Origin of the sequence: Candidatus Ichthyocystis sparus (assembly GCF_900078745.1) — a bacterium.
Classification (GTDB): Bacteria; Pseudomonadota; Gammaproteobacteria; order Burkholderiales; family 2013Ark19i; genus Ichthyocystis; species Ichthyocystis sparus.
Map to the genome: position 1 here is coordinate 113,008 of NZ_FKII01000061.1, position 19,457 is coordinate 132,464.

At 37.6% G+C, this 19,457-nt stretch carries 21 protein-coding genes; 3 read left to right on the plus strand and 18 right to left on the minus strand.

Features of this window, described 5'->3' with window-relative positions:
• Positions 1-492 precede the first annotated feature (492 nt).
• Positions 493-1,260 (plus strand): hypothetical protein, encoded by a 768-nt coding sequence (locus tag A6733_RS06180; protein WP_092411171.1) that lies wholly within the window; start codon positions 493-495, stop codon positions 1,258-1,260.
• 112 nt (positions 1,261-1,372) lie between these two features.
• Here the strand turns inward: A6733_RS06180 and A6733_RS06185 are convergent, their stop codons facing one another.
• Genes A6733_RS06185 through A6733_RS06245 form a run of 13 tightly spaced genes read right to left on the minus strand, consistent with a single transcriptional unit; the run spans position 1,373 to position 12,952 of the window.
• Positions 1,373-2,578, minus strand: coding sequence for a type II secretion system F family protein (locus tag A6733_RS06185; protein ID WP_092402260.1), 1,206 nt, complete (start codon positions 2,576-2,578; stop codon positions 1,373-1,375).
• Entirely contained in the window at positions 2,565-4,040 is a 1,476-nt protein-coding gene (locus A6733_RS06190) for a GspE/PulE family protein (RefSeq protein WP_092402263.1), read from the minus strand. The genes A6733_RS06185 and A6733_RS06190 overlap by 14 nt, the downstream gene beginning before the upstream one ends.
• A complete protein-coding gene (gspD, locus tag A6733_RS06195; protein ID WP_092402266.1) occupies positions 4,037-6,349 on the minus strand; it encodes a type II secretion system secretin GspD in 2,313 nt (770 codons plus the stop codon). Before gspD ends, A6733_RS06190 begins: the two co-directional genes overlap by 4 nt.
• A 15-nt stretch (positions 6,350-6,364) precedes the next feature.
• Positions 6,365-7,120, minus strand: a complete 756-nt coding sequence (gene gspN / locus A6733_RS06200) for a type II secretion system protein N (RefSeq protein ID WP_092402269.1) — start codon at positions 7,118-7,120, stop codon at positions 6,365-6,367.
• Positions 7,117-7,659, minus strand: coding sequence for a type II secretion system protein M (locus A6733_RS06205; RefSeq protein WP_092402272.1), 543 nt, complete (start codon positions 7,657-7,659; stop codon positions 7,117-7,119). The genes gspN and A6733_RS06205 overlap by 4 nt, the downstream gene beginning before the upstream one ends.
• A complete protein-coding gene (locus A6733_RS06210; protein ID WP_092402275.1) occupies positions 7,652-8,800 on the minus strand; it encodes a hypothetical protein in 1,149 nt (382 codons plus the stop codon). The genes A6733_RS06205 and A6733_RS06210 overlap by 8 nt, the downstream gene beginning before the upstream one ends.
• A 29-nt stretch (positions 8,801-8,829) precedes the next feature.
• Positions 8,830-9,717, minus strand: coding sequence for a type II secretion system minor pseudopilin GspK (gene gspK, locus A6733_RS06215; protein ID WP_175330502.1), 888 nt, complete (start codon positions 9,715-9,717; stop codon positions 8,830-8,832).
• An 8-nt stretch (positions 9,718-9,725) separates the two neighbouring features.
• Positions 9,726-10,319 (minus strand): PulJ/GspJ family protein, encoded by a 594-nt coding sequence (locus A6733_RS06220; protein WP_092402280.1) that lies wholly within the window; start codon positions 10,317-10,319, stop codon positions 9,726-9,728.
• Complete coding sequence (gene gspI, locus A6733_RS06225; protein ID WP_092402283.1) at positions 10,316-10,702, minus strand: type II secretion system minor pseudopilin GspI; 387 nt, start codon at positions 10,700-10,702, stop codon at positions 10,316-10,318. Before gspI ends, A6733_RS06220 begins: the two co-directional genes overlap by 4 nt.
• Before the next feature lie 5 nt (positions 10,703-10,707).
• The gene (locus A6733_RS06230; protein ID WP_175330501.1) at positions 10,708-11,163 is read right to left on the minus strand and encodes a prepilin-type N-terminal cleavage/methylation domain-containing protein; all 456 of its coding nucleotides are present in this window, start codon (positions 11,161-11,163) and stop codon (positions 10,708-10,710) included.
• Positions 11,164-11,167: 4 nt separating this feature from the next.
• A complete protein-coding gene (gene gspG / locus A6733_RS06235) occupies positions 11,168-11,608 on the minus strand; it encodes a type II secretion system major pseudopilin GspG (protein ID WP_092402289.1) in 441 nt (146 codons plus the stop codon).
• A gap of 35 nt (positions 11,609-11,643) precedes the next feature.
• Positions 11,644-12,102 carry a type II secretion system protein N gene (locus tag A6733_RS06240; protein WP_139057436.1) on the minus strand — a complete coding sequence of 153 codons (459 nt, stop codon included), beginning with the start codon at positions 12,100-12,102 and terminating at the stop codon, positions 11,644-11,646.
• A 46-nt stretch (positions 12,103-12,148) separates the two neighbouring features.
• Entirely contained in the window at positions 12,149-12,952 is an 804-nt protein-coding gene (locus tag A6733_RS06245; protein ID WP_175330499.1) for an undecaprenyl-diphosphate phosphatase, read from the minus strand.
• 114 nt (positions 12,953-13,066) lie between these two features.
• Between A6733_RS06245 and A6733_RS06250 the strand changes: the two genes are divergently transcribed.
• Positions 13,067-13,618 (plus strand): YggT family protein, encoded by a 552-nt coding sequence (locus A6733_RS06250; RefSeq protein ID WP_092402298.1) that lies wholly within the window; start codon positions 13,067-13,069, stop codon positions 13,616-13,618.
• Positions 13,619-13,752: 134 nt separating this feature from the next.
• Here the strand turns inward: A6733_RS06250 and A6733_RS09025 are convergent, their stop codons facing one another.
• The 5 genes from A6733_RS09025 to A6733_RS06265 form a co-directional block, all read right to left on the minus strand.
• Entirely contained in the window at positions 13,753-13,905 is a 153-nt protein-coding gene (locus A6733_RS09025) for a hypothetical protein (protein WP_175330498.1), read from the minus strand.
• A gap of 588 nt (positions 13,906-14,493) precedes the next feature.
• Positions 14,494-14,634 (minus strand): hypothetical protein, encoded by a 141-nt coding sequence (locus A6733_RS09030; protein ID WP_176695522.1) that lies wholly within the window; start codon positions 14,632-14,634, stop codon positions 14,494-14,496.
• Positions 14,635-14,691: 57 nt separating this feature from the next.
• The gene (locus A6733_RS09445) at positions 14,692-14,895 is read right to left on the minus strand and encodes a hypothetical protein (protein WP_141663002.1); all 204 of its coding nucleotides are present in this window, start codon (positions 14,893-14,895) and stop codon (positions 14,692-14,694) included.
• Positions 14,896-14,963: 68 nt separating this feature from the next.
• Positions 14,964-16,067: a tRNA nucleotidyltransferase/poly(A) polymerase-related protein gene (locus A6733_RS09700; RefSeq protein ID WP_139057493.1), complete on the minus strand. Its 1,104-nt coding sequence runs from the start codon at positions 16,065-16,067 to the stop codon at positions 14,964-14,966.
• 11 nt (positions 16,068-16,078) lie between these two features.
• Positions 16,079-17,659 (minus strand): Ig-like domain-containing domain, encoded by a 1,581-nt coding sequence (locus A6733_RS06265; RefSeq protein WP_092487399.1) that lies wholly within the window; start codon positions 17,657-17,659, stop codon positions 16,079-16,081.
• Between the two features lie 205 nt (positions 17,660-17,864).
• Between A6733_RS06265 and A6733_RS06270 the strand changes: the two genes are divergently transcribed.
• Positions 17,865-19,400 carry an alpha/beta hydrolase family protein gene (locus A6733_RS06270; RefSeq protein WP_139057494.1) on the plus strand — a complete coding sequence of 512 codons (1,536 nt, stop codon included), beginning with the start codon at positions 17,865-17,867 and terminating at the stop codon, positions 19,398-19,400.
• Positions 19,401-19,457: the final 57 nt, after the last annotated feature.

Below are 19,457 nucleotides of genomic sequence, written 5' to 3' on the forward strand. Positions count from 1 at the left end.
TGTATTTAATCTGTGTATATTGTTCTTATAACGTGGTCTTGGTCTAGACGCACGTACGGTACGCGCGCATCATTTTAACTTTGACTACACGTAGAGTCAACTCGTTTTTAATCATATACTTGTTCTAATACTTACTGCATGATGTTTATATCTTGCTGTAGTAAAGTAAGATCTACAATGAATATACATTTGCCATATATTGGCATATGCCTTTGTTATACAGTGACTAAAAACTCTACCAATAAATGTGAGAATATCAGTGGAAATTATTCTAATGTCATGAGACTAAAACGCCTAGCATAGCTCTGGTTTTTTAACTAACTATGACAAAACAAATTATGCATAGCACACGCAATATAACGCAATCCAAATAATGTAAAATAAATGTCACATTGTTATATATAATCTACCAATACACATCATAGTTCCTATCTATATCAAATTAAACTAGGTAGCATAAGAGTGTGTTTTAAGTTTTTCAGGAATCCAACCGTGCGTGCAAATTTAGTGGCTGGTATATCTACAGCTGACAGTGTTAGTTCTTCGTCATCAGAAGAAGAGGACTACTTTGAAGCAGCATCTTCTATTTCTATTAATGATAATCAAATATCATTAATATCTCACCAAACATTAGATAATTTGACTCATATACAACCTGCCGAAGACCAGGAAAATTTCAGTGGTTTAGCTGCGCGCACAAATTCAATGCCTAATCTATTTACGGCTGACAGAGTTAGTTCTTCGTCATTAGAAGAAGATATCTACATTGAAGTAACATTTACACACCAAACACCGGATCATCAGACTCACATACAAACTACCGAAAATCAGGGAAATACTAGCAGCTCGGATGCAGAAATACCTGAAAATAGCATACCTATCTCCCTTGATAACTGCTACCTGCCTTCTTACGAAGAATCTATCGCAGGAAACATGGCCAACCCCTTCTTCCTGCCAGCTTATGACCCGCCGTCTTACAACTCTGTTCGTGAATCATACGGTAGACGCATGTATTATGTTGGTGGCAGAGATAGAAACGCAGAACCAATGTCTATGCTGTCTACATATGAAGATAGCAATAGCGATGATAGTGTAGGTGCAGCGAATAATCAAAACGAAGTATCAAGGACATCCTGTAACGATATAGTAAATGGCGTACTTTCTATCTTTATACTCACAGTTACATTTTTTGTTTCGCTATATACGATAGTTATGGCAATCTATAGTCTCTACGTTAACTGGGATTATATAAATTCATGATAACAGCGGTACTTGCGTCCGCAGAAAGCACAATTATTGCATTTGTCATCAAAAACTCAAGTAATAACTATTTGCTGGGCATTATGTGGATTCTCAATAAAAATATTAAGAACTACTTAACTAGAGTGTTCATATCTAGAATAGGAATTAGTATAGCTAACACTATCGATAGGACAATCCCCCCTGTTAACATAATAAGTATGGGTTCCAGCAAACTGGCAAACAACATTATCCGGCGCTCAGCATCCCTTTGCATAATATTACTTGCCTTATCTAAAAGTGCTGGCAGCTGTCCTGTCTTCTCACCATTTGCAATTAAATGTAAAAATATAGCAGGCAAAAATCTTTCCGCAGATAAAGCACTCGCAAGAGTAGCACCCTCGCTCACCAATGTCTCAGATCTATTAATAAGCCTTCGTAAGGGAAAATTCTGCACCGATTCAGCAGATATAGACAAAGCCTGTAACAAAGATACCCCGCCTTTAAGCAATATTGCTAATGTAGCGGAAAAGCGTGCAGTATTAAGGGCAATAATGAGACGACCAACCACAGGAAATTTGTTAATAAACCTATGAACTTTAAACAATCTATCTTCCAATCTAACCCATCTGCAGAACAATATCACACCTATTCCCAATAGTAACAAAATTAACAATCCATACTTCTTCAAAAAATAACTTGCCCCTATTAGGAAACGCGTTAGAAACGGCAATTGATGTTTTGAATGCGCAAACACACCCACAACTTGCGGAACAACATAAACCATCATCAAGACTATAACAAACATGGAAAATACCGTAACAATGGCAGGATAAACTAACGCTCCTACCACCTTTTGAAAAAGCTGCTGGCGATTTTCTAGATAGTCAGACAACAATGACAAAACTTCCGAAAGACTGCCGGACATCTCACCTGCACGAACTAACATTGAAAAAAATTTAGGAAAATCTTTACCCCTTTTTAGCAAAGCGTCCGCCAAAGTACTTCCCTCTAAAATATCAGAACGCAAAACAGCTACAGTGGCTCGAAAGTGTTTTTTTTCTGATTGCTGCACAAGGGCAAGCAAAGAATCTTCTATGGTCAACCCAGCAGATAACAAAATACTCAACTGCCGCGCAAACAGAACCTGGTCAGATGAGCTGAGAGATTCCCTAAATACAAAAAAACCTCTATCTGAATAGTCAGCGCCCCTAATTTCTAACAAAGTAAGACCCTGCTGCAAAATACTTTGGCGGGCAAGACGTTCACTGTCAGACTCAATCACACCAGCACAGGGCTTACCCAAAGAATCAATAGCCTTATATTTATAAACCGGCATATTCTATCTCTCTACCTAGCAACAAAACCTCCTCTGGGGTAGTAAAACCGTCTCTAACCAAACGACAAGCATCCTCCTTAAGAGTCCTAAAGCCTTGTTGGATAGCGTTATCACGCAATATTTGCTCAGATACACAAGAGTGAATCATGGCCTCCAACTGAGGCGATACTTCTAGTAACTCGAAAACACCAACTCTTCCAGAGTAACCACTAAACCTACAATTCTCACAACCAACAGCCACCGGAACCATAGCACCTTCAGGTAAAGACAATAATTTGGAAACCGCAGATGAACTCTCCTTAAAACTTACACAGTGAGAACAAACACGCCTAACCAAGCGCTGAGCTATAACACCACGTATAACCGGGGCCAATAAAAAAGGCTCAATTCCCATATCTCGTAACCTGGTGATGGCACTCAAAGAGTCATTTGTGTGCAGGGTTGCCAACACAAAGTGACCAGTCAAGCTAGCCTGAACAGCTATTTGTGCAGTTTCCACGTCTCTAATCTCACCAATCATCACAACATCCGGATCTTGACGAAGAATAGATCGCAGAGATCTAGCAAAATCCATACCAATACGAGCATTAACGCCAGTCTGAGATATTCCTTCTAGGTCATACTCCACAGGATCTTCAACAGTCATAATGTTTTTATTGGATATATCAGTAAAACTTCTCAAAGCAGCATACAAAGTCGTAGTTTTACCAGATCCAGTCGGACCAGTAACCAATAAAATTCCATGTGGCATAGATAAAATGCGACTAACCTTAGCTCTAATATCACTAGACAATCCTAGGGACTCAAAAGTCAAAATTCCACGTTCCTTATCTAGAATGCGGATAACAACCCTTTCTCCGTAAACAGTAGGTAATGTTGAAACACGAACATCAACTTGCTTACTTCCTAACCGAATAGCAATTCGACCGTCCTGAGGCAATCTCTTCTCAGCTATGTCCATCTTGGACATCACTTTTATACGAGAAACAATGGGAGCATGCAAAGAACGCCTAGGCTTAGCAATATTTACCAGCAACCCATCAACACGAAACCTGACCAAAGATAAATTCTCAAAAGGTTCAATATGAATATCAGAGGCACGATCCCTAACCGCTTGAGCAAGTAAAGCATTAATAGTTCTAACTATGGGGGCATCATTATCACTATTGAGCAAATCTTCCTTAGCTGGAATATCATCAAGCAACGCCGTCAAATTAAGTTCATCAGCAGCTGCATCCACCACATCGGATGCACTCTCCTTTGATTGAGCATCAGAATAAGCAACTGCCAATTGTTGATCAAACTCCTCCTGCGGCAACAGCTGAACAAAAAAATTTCTTCCGTAGAAACGAAACACTTCAGTTAAAACAGTTAAATCTGTGGCAGCAGTAACTAACAATACATTGTCTGAAATAATAACGTTGTGTAGACGAGAATAAGCATAAGGAAGAACTGTAATCATAAGTTACAATTTCCATATGACTTCCATAAATTTGATAACAAATAACGCTCATCTGATGAGCAAACGTTATCCTTGCCATGATCAGCAGGTAAGTTATCTTTAGCAATATCAGGCAAAAGTGTAAACTCCATATTGGGTATACCGAAAACACTAGGTAGCTTTTCTTTGTCTTCAATAACTTTCAAATAACGATAGCGCTCCATAGTATAGGAATCAACATCCTGATTATTTCTTATAATTACTGGTCTCAAAAATATGACTAAATTGGTTTTTTGATGGCTTCTATTACTAGAACGAAATAAATTTCCAATAATCGGTATATTACTTAAGAAAGGAACCTTCTGATACGAATCACGTAACTTGTCTTCTATAAGACCTCCCAAAGCAACAATTTGACCATCATCCACCATAACAGTAGAACTAATAGAGCGCTTACTGGTAACAATATCAGCCGCAGAACTAGTACCATCAGTAAAAGATTTAGGTTGTACAGAAGAAACTTCCTGGTATATATCAAGCTTAACCAGACCATCCTTCATTATTTGAGGACGGATATTTAGAGTCAATCCAACATCCTGACGCTCAATAGTTTGAAATGGCTGCTGAGATGATCCTGACTGTGGAACATATTGCCCTGTAACAAAAGGAACATTCTGTCCTACAACAATTTTGGCCTCCTGATTGTCAAGAGTAAGTAAATTAGGCTTAGATAAAATATTAGTATGAGTCTGTGTTTCTAAAAACTTGGCTAACATAGCAAGATCAAGTATCTTCTGGCCACCAGGAAGAGATATAGACCCTCGCAGTAAACCTACAATCAGGCCCGTACCCAAATTAGCAACGCTATTTGATGATTGGATAATGGAAGAACCTATATTAGAAAAATTAGTTACAAAAAATGGGCCTTTTGATGACAAATTACTAAACTGAAATCCAGCATCACCCTCATGGTCAGACGATATCTCAACTATAAGTGACTCAATAAAAAGCTGAGCACGACGAATATCTAATTGATCAATCAATTTTCTAATAGCAACATAAATTTCATGGGGGGCATATACAACTAAAGCATTAATTGACTCATCTGGCGCAATTGTAGCTCCAGAAAACATCACTGGCTCAACAGACTTTGGTCCATTATTAACTGGAGGCAAAGAATCAGAATCCATGGAAGATGACGAAAATGCAGACAAAGACCCATGCGAAAATCCACTGTGCTGATTTTGTTGAATGCCAGTACTACGATAGCTTTCTGGGGTATGGCCATTCGAAGAAAGGGTATTTGCATTAGAAATAGATGAGGTTTTTGAATTTTTATCCTGACTACGAGAAAAAACCGACCTTAGAGTATCAGCTATATAGTTTGCGTCAGCATACTTCAAGTAAATTATATGATAGTCTGATGACTGATCTACTCTGTCGTCAATAGATCCTATAATATCTACAATTCTCTTTCTGTAGTCGCGCGTGCCCCCATAAATAATTAGAGAATTATTATCCCTATCAGGCAATACGTAAACTCTCTTACCAGGATCTTCAGTCAAACCCAAAGTTTTAGGATCAACTAAAGGTGCAACTAAAACTGACATATCGTAAGCTGTATAGTTCTTTAGAAAAACTCTATCAAAGTTACTTCCGTGAGAATCCAATTTATCAATGATTTTCATGGCCTGAACTATATTGTTCTTATAGTCACTAAAAATCAAAGTATTAGTGTCAGGATATGCTGTCAAAATACCTCGGGGAGAAAACACCGGCCTAATTGCACGCAACACTTGAGATGATGATGCACTTTGTAAGTCTACAACCTTGGTAACTATCTGATCATCAGGAACCTTATCTAAAGAATCTGCCACTACAGTTTCGCCAAATGCATCAGCACGAGGCAATACTTTTACAAACTTGTCCCCCTCTACTATAACGAATCCTTGCATACGAAGCGAAGCAAGCAAAATATCATACGCCTGGCTACGAGAAACTTGGCCATTAGAAATTAAATTTATACTCCCATGAACACGTTGATCAACTAAAAAATCTTTCTTAACAAAATACCCAACAGCTTTTATAACTGCTTCAAGATCAGCATGATTAAAATTTAAAGTTGCTTTAACATCACTGCCACCAGTAGTAGAAGGAACAGGCTTTTTTTTATTATAATCTTTTGCAACATCATCCTTTTTAAGCACACTATCACTGCTGTTTCTATCAATATCTATAAAAAGGCCAGATCTGTCTGGATAACTACTGTCAGCCATAACATATGAAACGAAGCTCAACGCAAAAGACACAACCAAAATGCACAGCCTCATAAATTAACCTTTTTATTACCAAGAGAAATTAATATCCAAAATGCTGCGAGATCCGTGACTACGTCGTCCGACAAGAAGTAAAATTTTTTGTACAGATATAGGTGCTTGTGGAGAGGCTTCAGCAAACCCTTTGAACACAAAATGTCTACTACTCCAATCGATCTTACCTGATCCCTTAAGAATAACAACATCATCCCTGGACGAAAGATCAACTAATGAACGATTATTGATAAAACCAATACGCAAATCATAACTACCTAAAACATTAACTCCAGGAACAAGACGAGATGATATTAAATCAAAATGAGCAACCGCTTCCCCTACAACAGAATCACTGCCAAATGTTACACCATTTGATTCAAATGTCACTACTCCATGGAGCGCAAGAGTATGAAGTGGCTCCCCTAATTTTTCTAAAATTTCAGCATTAGAAAAAATCTTTAGCCTAGAAAGAGAAATTTTATTCAAAGACACAGATAGAAATATATCTTTCAGAAAATTATTAGACTTAAAAACAATTACCAATCCCTTAGAAAATATGTGGCTAAAATCAACTTTCCAATTTACTTGATCTAGAATTATAAATGGCTTCAATGTTGACTTTGGAGGAGGAGAAAAAAACATACCTCCACCACCTGACCAAATCGTTCCATATCCATTTTCAAGCAATAAAGGAACATTAAAGTGCTTAAATACCATATTTATTACACTAGAAGGCACAAAACAAAACATACCTATAACAAAAAATAAGAATAACAAAATCTTCTTCATTTATTTTCTTTCCCTAATACACGCAAAGAAAATTCAGCTGCTACAATCCCCTCTAGTGCCCGTTTATCAATTCTAATGTTCTCAACCACCCAATGAGAAACACGTTGGATATCATTAATCATCTTAATCAGCTCAGTAAAAGGAATGTCAGAAACACGAAGCTTAACCTTACCTTCTCCTGTTTTTTCCAAATTAATCTGGTAGTGAGAAAAGTTATCTATAACTATTCTTAAAATACTCATAGCCATATCAACTGACTTATCAGCAGTAATTTTCTTATTAGACAAAGTTGCTATACTAGAAACACTAGACTTAATAACAGAGTACTTGATACTTTGCTGTAAACATGCATCTAAAAACACTCTGGACTGTGATATCAACAAAAGAGAAATGAGAAAAATTACAATAGATGCACCTAGAGAAAAAATAGGCTCATAAAGCTTAATGTACTGAATGATCGTCCTACTTCTACAAGAGCAAATAGCTACTTTAAACTTTTCCCAGGCCCTAAAAAGGTTCTTTCTTCCTCCCTTAAACATACCTAACCACCATCAAAAGAAAGTTGTTCTCTTCGGTCGAATCAACCAAGTATCCTGCCTGTTTAAATACTGTTTCCAAAACACGATGGGCAGTAGGCAATAATTTTTTACCGGAATAATATATCTTCAATGTGCCTCTATCATAAATTATGTGATGTACCACGGGAAGAGACTCCACCCTGTATGCTCTTTGTAGTATGGCAATCATAGGCAAAAAATCACTACTGTCAATTAAACCAAGACTATGCTTTAACAAGCGCAATTTTTCTGATACACACCCAGGATTAAAAGAAGTACATGTCGATTTAATCAAAGACTGCGCAGCTTTTTTATACCTGTGATAATCAATAAAACCATATGAAAACAAAATGGTACTACAAAAAAATACTAGACTTGAAGATAAAAACAATTTTCTAAAGCACAAAACCAACCATTCGTACTGCCTTCTTCTAGATAAAAATCTACACAGTGCTTTAGATATAAGCCAATTGTCATTTCTAGAAAAATTAGCTTGCCACCAACTATAATCTCTTCGCATGCGTTTAAAGTTTTTCAAAAAATCATCGGATTCACTGTCACAAGAAATCAAAGAAAATTTATCCAATTTCTCTTTTAACCTATCAATAACATAACGTGATTCATCAAGACGCCAGAAAAACCCATCACCTCGCAGTAAAAACAATCCTACTCCAACCTTCATGCATAGATAATTACCAGAGTTATTAGTTATTGCTCTAGGCTGAGCAACCACGTTCAATATAAGTAACCCAGCATTTTTTAATTTTTCTAAAACTGATATGAGCCAATCCCTGTTTAACCAATATGCTACCGTATCAGTTAACGCAAAGTTGGATACAAAAAATTCGATCGCAGATAGATCTCCAATAATATATTTCTCTAGAGAATAGGGTAGGGCTTTTTTCTTTTGTTTTACATTGCCCGGCAATGTAACAACAGCTACTGATAAACGACTTAAGGGAATAACAACATTAGCATAACGCCCAGAAAAACGACCATCTTTAATATCCTCTGAAAAAAAGGATTCTAAAGTTTCGCCAGTAACAGGATCATATATGAGAAAGGGATAATCATTCTCAGCAGGTAAAAAAATTGCTAACTCACTCACAATACGCTCCTTCACGTAATAACCCCTTTAGAATGACCAAATGGTTAGGAACGCTTAAACCAAATCACATATGGTTTTCCCTGTAAGTCTCTCTTAATCAAAACTGTTATAGGACTCTTGGCACCATTTTTTTCTGTAAATCCAGAAAGGGAAAAATAGTCACTTCTCAATACAATTTCCAGCAATTCACTAAAAGGATACTTAGATGATGGAATCATACTTTCTATAAAATAGTATAATTCCTCCATATTATAAAATGGGGACATATCTCTTTTGGCAATCAAATGCTGTACTGATGACATATCCAAAGATGGTACAACTGCTGCTAAAACTTCTGGAGAAGCTGTATTAGCGTTGACTTTGGTATATCCAGGCAATGCGGTAACATAAGGTCTAAGTCGAGCAATAACTGTATCCGAAAACTCTGGTAGGGCATAAAGCTCAGATATATCAATTAAATATGTTGGTCTATGAATCTTACTGTGCCCAAAAGAATCATGTACCAGGGCCTGTGCCAATGATATAGCAAGTTCTGTGGGTAGTTTTAATATTCGTAGCAACTTTTCAAAAATCATGACCTGCGACTTATGCAACACGCCACCGTAAACCATATTGTTACAGTTCCAACGAGACTGAGCATCATCTATTTTCCCAGTTATAGTACCACCATGTATGGTCGTGTGATCAAGAGGAATTGCCCAAGAATCATTCAGTGTAGTAGGTGTACGGTGCTTCTGGTCAACCCACAACATAACCTTAACCCAATTGACAACCCCTTTATTAAATAAATCGAGCTGGGCCTTGCTTTGTCTGTTCCATAGTAATGATGTCTGTAAGTATGCCCTTGACATCAAGGTCGCCGCTATCAGGGAGATGATAAAAAGAACTAATAAAGTCATCATCAAAACAGCGCCCTTAGATAAACGCTTCATAAAATCCATCACCTCGGCAAAAGAAAAACTTGATGAACTTCGTAACCATCAACAGTGGAAAGACTCAAAGAGAAAGCAGTTGGAGTAAAATACCTCTTATAATCAGCACAAGGCCACTGGCCACACCATTTTTTATGCTCGCTATCAAAATACTCCGCGTGTATTGATGTCACTCCATCTAAAAGTACGTCTGTTTTAGTCTTATCTTCTGACTCATAAGAATGTCTGTGCAAACGTGCTAGTTTCCCATTAATAATCCTGTAGGATACTATTTCTGGCGGAACTAACCTACCTAAGTTATCAGGAGACATTTTTAAAAAAACAAGCCAAGTAGTATCAGATTTTACACCAACAGGAAAAGCATAAAATTGATTATCAACCAATCTTTTACCTACAGGAGCAACCGGCACTATCTGAGTAACATCCTGATCAATTACCAAAAAGACCTTGGAGAGTCTATCAAAGGAATTCATAGCAACGTCAGTTTGCTCTTTAACTCGTATAAAAGACGACAAAGAACGTGTGACTATAACTGACAAAATGGAAACGATGATAAGAGAAACCAGCAACTCGATGAGCGTTAGGCCCTCATCAAGTTTCATAATATTCCCTCCACACGATTAATAATCGCTGATAAACAGGCCAATCGCATATGGTTATTATCAGAAAATACACAAAACTCCACTTCACGAAACAAATCATCCTCAGTAGAAAACACCCGTCTCTGACACGAGAATTTGTACCCCATATCAGAGCAATCAAAAGAAACATTTCCTGGATTAGGCCAATTATGATTAAGATACATCAAGGTAGCCTGATTACGGGCCACCCAGGTCGCAATTTGATGTTGCCTAACAAAGGTATAGGTATTGATAGATTGAGAAACGGCGCGCTGACCAGACATTAAACCAATCGCAACTAAAATAACCGCTACAAGAACTTCCAATAAAGTAAAACCACGCGAAGAAGAAAGCACCAGAATCATGACTGCTACTCTCGATTAACAGTTACATTACCCATAAAATCGCTAGTAAGATGATAGTTTGAAACGGGGGATCTTATCACTAGGTCAGCCGGAAATCCCATCCCATCAGGGAAGAAAAACAAAGAAACCCTTCCACCATGACTCAAAGATCCAGACACCTTTACCCCCTCAAGAGGCCAACTCCGGTGGTGTGGCAAACCTTCCTCAGAAAAAGGAACCCAACCACCATCCTCATACACCCAAAGATCAATCCCTAGAGCACTTATAGTTACAGAATAAGACTTACTACTCAACACAGATTTCTGAGATAAATAATTAGCCTCTAACAACAACTCCTCAACGGATCTACGCATCCTAGAATTGTCCCCATTACCTAAAGCTATACTGGAGGAAACCATAACAACGCCCATGATCATAATGACTACCAAAACCTCTATTAGGGTGAAACCATCCGCACGCACTGGATCACGTATCCGAAAAACAAACTATAGTTTTGGGTGCATCAGGCTTGCTATCATCTTCACCATCTGCACCATTGCTACAGACATCCATCTCCCCATGTTTGCCAGGAATCATGTACTTGTAAGAATTTCCCCATGGATCACTGGGCAATTTATCAAGATATCCTCCTTCTTTCCAATTTACAGGAATTGGAGCAATTTTAGGCTTCTCTACCAGAGCTTCTAAGCCCTGATCCTGCGTAGGATAACGCCCAATATCCAAACGATACAACTTTAGCGCCTGCACAATTGATGATATATCCTGTCTAGCGGCTACAATCCTGGCATCATCTGGCCTATTTATAACCTTTGGCACAATAAGAGCTGCCAAAATACCTAAGATCACCACAACCACCATAATTTCAATCAATGTGAACCCCACACCACCTCTGCGCGACATTGCCATACCTCGAAAACAAAAATTATTAAAAAATTACTTACTTAAAACTTCACCAAATCCTGATTAGAAACATCTTCCAGCCTAACCTTCCTACCATGATCGTCAATGATTGCGTGATCAACAGCAACCTCACTGAGAACCGAACCATCAGGCAAGGCATCCCCAACCTTAACAACATAAGTATTGGAGTAATCATCTTTGTCAGAAATAACGGCCATTCCATGCCCATTAGACAAAATCATGGTACCAACCAACTTTAGATGAGATAAAATAGAAGTCGCGGTATCACTTTTAGACACGCTCCCAAATAAAGACACGCTAGTGTAGGCATTAGTAGGATACGCAAATGAGAACTCAGTATCCACAGAAGAAAAAAACAAAAACTGTAAAACACCTGCTAAAAAAAACACTGCAGCCAATACCAAGATAATATCAAACAATGCAGCAACTAACTTAGAAAAAAGGAAACTGGCACAGCTGTAGGATAAAACTCTATTCATCAGCTCCTGAAGAACCACAAAATACCTCCGGTATACTAAATCAAAGTTACAAAATGAGAATAGCTATCCCTAAAAAAACACGGTACCCGCCAATTAACAATAGGCTATTACTCCCATGACCCAAAAAATCAACCAGTATCCTCACAACAGCACAGGAAATAAAAAAAGTTACTAATGAAGAAATCAACAATATCACCCATTCGTCCATAGTCAACAAATTAATAACAGATGACATTTGAAAAATTGACACGGCGGTTAGAAGCGGAATAGCCAAAATAAAAGAATATTTAACTGCCAAAGGACGTGACATTCCACACAACATGCCACCAATAATAGTAGAACCAGACCTAGAAACACCGGGTAAAACTGCTAATACCTGAATTAACCCTACCATTAGGCTAGTTAAGGGCTTAATTTCATCTAAAGAAGAGATATTATTATATTTATCAATACGGCAAAAATAGTTGGCTACAATCAAAACAAAACCACCAATAATGAGATTTATGGAAACAACCATAGGGGAAAACAAATTTCTAACCACGAACCCGTGACTTATACCACCTATAGCTACAAACGGCAAAGTTCCCAATGCAACACCAATTATGAAAGAGCGACCAGTAGTATTGTAATTAACAATTACTTGCCACAAAGCAGGTCTGTACAAACGTACTACAGCAAGAACCGACACTCCCTGTAGAAAAATTAGCATTGCCTTAGAATGTGGCCCAATACCACCCAATAAAGAAGACAAGAGAACAACATGAGCAGAACTAGATACAGGTAAGAATTCGGTAATACCCTGTACAACCCCCAATAAGCACGCTTTCAGTATAAATACAGCACTTAACACTAATAACATTCCCCCAAAGTAGGAAAAAATATCTGGTACAATATTGGCTTACAATTAGGCACTGCGGAGCTTACCACTACACCGTCGGAACAATGTGCCTCCGGAGGAAAACTCATGTTGAGAGAAATGCTAAGTGTAATTGTCAGCGCAATAGGCAATTTTTTTTCCTATATTATCCTTCTGCGCCTAATAATGATCCACCTTAACATGTCATTCCACTCCCCAATAGGACTGTTTATCCTATCTGTAAGCAACCCCTTGGTAACAAAAATCAGGAGAGTAATTCCACCGCTAGGAAAGATGGGCGCTGGCATAGCGGCGGTGTTTATAGTAACAATAGCACAGGGAACCATACTGGCACTTATCAATATGGGAAACATAGCAGAAATAAGCATTGCTCAACTGATGCTGGCATCAGTATGTAAGATAGCGTTTCTTCTAACAGAAATATACATATTCTCGACCATAGCTTACTCGATATTATCATGGATTTCTCCTCGCAATCAAACCCTTCCTTTCTTCATGACAATAGTTAGACCTGCTATCCTCACTATAAGAAAGTTTGTAAATCCAATTGCCAATATAGATATTTCACCACTACTATTGCTCTTGGTACTTAATATTATCCTTGTACCGCTTAGGCTATATATTCCTTCATGGTGGTAGATAGTTGTAGGGAAGGAGCACTAATTGAGAAGACGCGTTATTGACCGGCAGAAGAGCATATATTTCTTGACATGTGTAGTCTGTATAGCAACATTTATTATATCTACTAATAACAAGGAAGAAGTGTCTTGGTATTATGGCATAACAGGAGTCCTGTGCTTACTATCAATATATCTCATAGATATTGCCGCTAAGAACAAAATATCTGCAGACCCTCTATTAGCAACCGTCTTTTCGTGGGTATTGTTATCCCTAATTGCAACTATACCTCTATATTCTATAAGCAAAAACTTTCCATTAGCATATTTTGATACAGTTTCACAAATAACATCTACTGGAACAGCTGCACCTAATGTTTCAAATTCTACATCATTGTATTTTTGGAGAAGCTACCTTTGCTTTGTAGGTGGAATGTACTCAATCTTTTTGATTTTTTCCAGATCAGAGGCCACAATAATAGAAACAGAATCTTCTTTATCTATTTGCATTGCGTGTTACATTTCATTAGTCATTATGTGCATTTTATTAATTAAAATATGTGGGATAAAATGGATAGATGCATCTTGCCTTGGGATGAGGTTATCATCTCTTAGCTTCTATGATACAAACCTAGACAATGTGACTAACAACGTATCTTTCTTGAAGAGAATACTATCTATCATAGTGGTTATATCTTGGATTAGCTTTTCATTCTTTCAAATACAACAAAAAAAACAATTTCTCAATCGAACTATATTCTCAGACAAGCTAGCTCTAATTAGCATACTGTTTATAATAGTAACCATAATGCTATTGATAATTGAGCCACATATTCACCCAACAGAAAATAGCATCCTCACAACTTTAGCCTGGGTAACAGGAATAGGAATAGATACTCAAAGTATAAGTATCTGGCCACCTATAGTAGTAATGATGATGTCATTAGTAACCTGCTTATACAAAAATGAAACTAATGAAGCTGGCATTTCATTGGTCAACTTAAAATCATTAATAAATAAGGCTAAAAAAGAGATCATTATAAGTCTCCATCCAAGCAGTATAGTTGAAATTTATAAGTCATATCAAGACATTCCTCAGCAAATTACTCTCAATCTAACTCTATATTTGTGTTCCATATTTGCAATTTGCTTTCTATTAAATATTAGCGGCCAATCCATATCGACATCGTTAATTCTGGCACTAGCTTCACTTAACAATATGGGAATTTCATGGAATGACTCAATACTACCTTCGAATATTCTCACAACTGAACAAGCAACTCTACTAACTATAGCCATGTGGGCAGGAAGAATAGGTTTTGTAAGAATATTCATAAGTATAGTAAGAACATTGTCTTTCAGAGATATCAGTAAATTGCGGATGAAACGGCAATAATTCTTTTTCTTTTAAGAAGGTCTTTTATCTCCTTAACTGAAAGCAAGGCTATCTCATGCGGCAACAGTTTTACCGTGCGGGAAGCATCAAATGCAGTTTTAAGAGTATCTAAAACGCTTGTGGACGTACTCATACGACTTGCAATAATCTTAGACACGGAACTAAATTTATCTGGGCATCTCCACAAATCTAGTGTATCAAACCACTCAACAATATCAGAAGAGGTAGTTGGAGGCGTACATGAACTTTCCAAACAACGACGCCATATCATTCCAAGCCGCCTGAAAATAACAGGTATCTTCATTCTAGTACACATAGAACACAACGTTTCTATGTTAAGAAATTCCGCAAAATAGTAGGCAAATCGTTCAGGTACCGCAAGATCTCTCACTGCATCTGAAGAACTACTAAAGAACAAAGAAATAGAATCACTATCTTTAGTTATGTACTTAAATTCTTTAAAAATCTCAAAAAATGCATTACAAAGGAACAAGAATGAAAACATTTTGTGAGGAGAAGGGGCAGCCAATCCCTTACTTAACTCTTGCCACACTCTCTCCTCAACCAGAGTATTTAATTCACCGTTTTGCACCATTAGGCGCGATAATTCCATGGTATCTGGATGCACATTAAACTCAGGATAACGAGCTGAAAAACGAGACAAACGAAGAACTCTCAGAGGGTCCTCTGAAAATGCAGAAGAAACATGTCTAAGAATCTTATTTTTAATATCACTAACGCCGCCAAAAGGATCAAATATGTTACCTTCCTCATCCATGGCAATGGCATTAATTGTGAGATCTCTACGCATAAGGTCTTGTTCTAAACTTACATTAGGCTCTGCACATATGGTAAAGCCCTTATAGCCTTTACCAAATTTCCTCTCCGTACGGGCTAGGGCATATTCTTCCTTTGTTTCAGGATGCAAAAAAACCGGGAAGTCTCTTCCAACTGGAATAAAGCCAAGAGACAACATCTCCTCTACAGAAGAGCCAACAACAGCCCAATCGCGATCTTCTGGGGAAATTCCCATAATAAAGTCTCGCACGGCACCGCCAACTATGTAGCAACGCACACTCCTCCCAACTATGCGTTACCAGTAGAAAGTAAATGTAATAAATCATCAAACATGAAAAACCCACAAGCAGAGTGTGAGGTAACTGCACCTGAGCGCATTATAGCGGAGAAAGACTTTTTATCACACGGACTATGAGTAATAAACTTAAATTTCCCACCATTCATTAATGACGAGGACAATTCCAGGGAATTATTCGCTGGAAGAGTATCATCTAAGGGATGTTGATATAAATAAACCTCTGTTCCATTAGCATGCATTGTCCAAGACTGATGAGATGGACTCATCAACTGCAAATAATCCGAAAATTGTTTACAAAGCCTTGGTTCATTAAAAATCAGTCCTTTTTCAAGTGAAAATATATTACCTAAGTAAGAATACAAGTCCCAGTAGTGTGAATAAGAGTAAACAATGTAAGACAAGTTGCTCAACAAGTCTTTGGGTATATTATGACTATAAGAATCCGAACAACTCAAAATTGGGGAAAAGTATGATGAAAGATCGTAGGCAGAACTATCACTCATAACAATGGAAGGCATTCTGTATGATAAAATACTAGACAATAACAAGGTATCTATAACATCTCTTCCCCCATCAAAACTACCAACAAGTATTGACTTGTCTTTCAAATCTGATGAATACGTGTTAAGAAAAAATTCTCGTGTAGCCTCAACTAAATCAATATTTTTTTTCGCATAATAAAAGGGGTAAGCATCTGCAGAAATATCACTGCTCATATTGTCCCATGCGTCTGGAGAAACAAAGACATAACCCTTGGATGCAATCACACTACCCAACCAGGATATGTAGTTATCCGCACTAGAAGGCTGATAGTGTGATCTTGAGCGGGTATCAAATAAAACTATGCCTGATTTCTTATAGTCCAATTTTTCCGCAACAGGATATACTAAAAGTGCACTAAATTTTTCTTTCCTACCTCCTGGAATAAAGGAGTAAAAATAAATCTTTCCTATCCTCACCCCGTACCTAGATTTAGCAGATGAAAAATTAGGAAAGGAAACATGTAATTGCTTTGACAAAAACTCTTTAATCCGTGGGCCTGGATCTTGTCCTAATTTTAAGTCCAAAAAAACACCAAGGGAATCGTTAATATCTGAAGCTGCAATAAATTTTCTGTTACGCCAAGGAGAAAATTGTATAGGATTGTCAACTACGGAAGACAGCCTTCCTTCTATATCATGGGCGCTCTTGTCAGCGGAAAAACTAATTACGCTACTTTTGGCGCTTACTGATACCACATAATTACCACCTGGAGACCACAGTAGAGACTTTGGCCTAGCAACAACTATCTGACGAGATACATCTTTCTCCTTCACAACAGGACTGCTATACAACACAGTTACTGGAATCACGCTCTTACCATCACTTGTTGTAATCTTGATGGGACATGATTCGGAAAAATTTTTCTCTACAATCAGCACAATATTGTGATTAACGGCAACATCTCTCTGACCATCTACTGGATCTGAAAGAATAATGTTACAACTCAATGCGCTGGTGGCCACGCAAAAATTGCAAATAAAGCACAATAACCTTAACAAGTTAAGACATAATGAATGTCGGCAGGTCATATACAAATATTCCTTAAAAAATGACAAAGACATTCTAAGCATTTATTATTAAACAGTCTCATAACACAATGTGTGTGATATTACATCAATCCAGAATGTTCATACGAAAGTGTGATTACTTACTAACACAGTGTGGTTGTGCATAACATTGCATTATTTCGCTCGTAGACTGTAGTAAGTATAGAGTACTAACATGTGGGAAAAAATGATTAAGAACCTTATAGCTTTGGCAGTTTTTATAAGTAGTTGTTTAGCATTAGCATCCACAGATAAATCACAAACATCACCTCGATTACCTCCGGACGCATGTGTAGTTCTATACGTAGACCCAACCACTACGGAAAAAGTACCCCTTAACCATAGCATGACCATCTATTATCAAAGTGAAAAAAAGAATTTATGTGGTCAACCCAAAATCGTAGAATCTAAAACGGGTAGAACAGTAAATTCCCATGTGTTTAATTCATCATTTCTATCATCTAGTCAATCATTGTTCTTAAATACTTATGAGCTACTTTTAGACGAAGATTATCTACAACCAGAAGAAAAATATAAACTTGTACTCGGAGATTCTGTCATTGCAGAATTTAAAACAGCTCAACAAAACAGTTTCCAAGGAAACTACCTAGGACAGGAAGAAATACTGTCTGATTTCTACAAATGGAAAGACTACTCAGGAACAAAGATCGTACCTGCCTACAGCATAACTAAACCTCTAGAGATACTAACTGGAAAGTTGGTCAAGTCCAGAAGTAAGGAGGTTATTTCAACGGTAAGTAAAATTATGGATAACGACCTCCATACGCTTAGCACTTTAGAGGGCAGATACGATGTTGCTATTGGGAAGATGATCTACTCATCGGCAGACCCATTTGGAAGGGAAAAAAATCTCAGCGCCCTTGTAGCTTATCCTGTAGCTCAGGGCATAGAGTACACTAAATTACCAGCAATCATATATCTGCATAGCTGGGATCAACCTAAGCACAGCCCGTCCAACAAAAACAGCACAGACACTTGGTTAGCTATATTGGCAGCCAGCCAAGGATTTGTCTTTATAGCACCAGACATGCTTGGATACGGCGATACAGTAGGGGTAGAACCATCTTATTTCATACTAGATAGCACAGGAGAACAAGTAAGAGATGCGTGGATTGCTGCTAGATCTTATTTTGTTGATCAATTAGCATCAGGATTAACAAACAAAATCATCCTAGTAGGTGGAAGACGTGGAGCATACAATGCAATTGCGGGCTGGATAGATTTTGCTAAGCATGGAGAAAATGTATCTGATCTAATTCTGTATAGTGGCATATATAATGTTCCTTATCTAATAAAGCAGGTGGAATCTGATCTTACTTATCAAAAACAACTTGCTAGAGCTATTATCAAAACATACGCATACTATTTTGGAACAGCTTACAACATATCAGGTGCATCAAAAGATGACCTGTCGTACCTATATAGTCTTACTGAGTTAAACGGCATATTGTCGCAAAATAATGCTTTGGATTATCAAAGTTCTAAGATTTTTATATACGAAAACTCAGCAGGAGATAGTAGCCTATCCGCGCTTCTAGGTTACTTATCAAATAGTGAACAAGCAACTCCTATAACTATAAACAAGATCCCATGTTACAAGGCAGGATTAGAAAAGCTTGTAAAATTAGGAATATTGAATTTATCGACCGTGTGCTCCTATCAAGCTTGGGACTCCTTGCTTAAAAGAGAAAAAGCACTATGATTATCCCCCACATCTGCAAATATAAAAACACGTTAAAAAATCTGCTTTGACAATTGG

Coding starts and splice junctions, on each gene's coding strand:
- A6733_RS06265 (WP_092487399.1), bottom strand. CDS start 17,659: ATGACCTGCCGACATTCATTATGTCTTAACTTGTTAAGGTTATTGTGC.
- gspK (WP_175330502.1), bottom strand. CDS start 9,717: ATGAAGCGTTTATCTAAGGGCGCTGTTTTGATGATGACTTTATTAGTT.
- A6733_RS06220 (WP_092402280.1), bottom strand. CDS start 10,319: ATGAAACTTGATGAGGGCCTAACGCTCATCGAGTTGCTGGTTTCTCTT.
- A6733_RS06240 (WP_139057436.1), bottom strand. CDS start 12,102: ATGAATAGAGTTTTATCCTACAGCTGTGCCAGTTTCCTTTTTTCTAAG.
- A6733_RS06190 (WP_092402263.1), bottom strand. CDS start 4,040: ATGATTACAGTTCTTCCTTATGCTTATTCTCGTCTACACAACGTTATT.
- A6733_RS06270 (WP_139057494.1), top strand. CDS start 17,865: ATGATTAAGAACCTTATAGCTTTGGCAGTTTTTATAAGTAGTTGTTTA.
- gspN (WP_092402269.1), bottom strand. CDS start 7,120: ATGAAGAAGATTTTGTTATTCTTATTTTTTGTTATAGGTATGTTTTGT.
- gspI (WP_092402283.1), bottom strand. CDS start 10,702: ATGATTCTGGTGCTTTCTTCTTCGCGTGGTTTTACTTTATTGGAAGTT.
- A6733_RS09030 (WP_176695522.1), bottom strand. CDS start 14,634: ATGATCTCTTTTTTAGCCTTATTTATTAATGATTTTAAGTTGACCAAT.
- A6733_RS06250 (WP_092402298.1), top strand. CDS start 13,067: ATGTTGAGAGAAATGCTAAGTGTAATTGTCAGCGCAATAGGCAATTTT.
- gspG (WP_092402289.1), bottom strand. CDS start 11,608: ATGGCAATGTCGCGCAGAGGTGGTGTGGGGTTCACATTGATTGAAATT.
- gspD (WP_092402266.1), bottom strand. CDS start 6,349: ATGAGGCTGTGCATTTTGGTTGTGTCTTTTGCGTTGAGCTTCGTTTCA.
- A6733_RS06185 (WP_092402260.1), bottom strand. CDS start 2,578: ATGCCGGTTTATAAATATAAGGCTATTGATTCTTTGGGTAAGCCCTGT.
- A6733_RS09445 (WP_141663002.1), bottom strand. CDS start 14,895: ATGGCTATAGTTAGTAGAGTTGCTTGTTCAGTTGTGAGAATATTCGAA.
- A6733_RS06205 (WP_092402272.1), bottom strand. CDS start 7,659: ATGTTTAAGGGAGGAAGAAAGAACCTTTTTAGGGCCTGGGAAAAGTTT.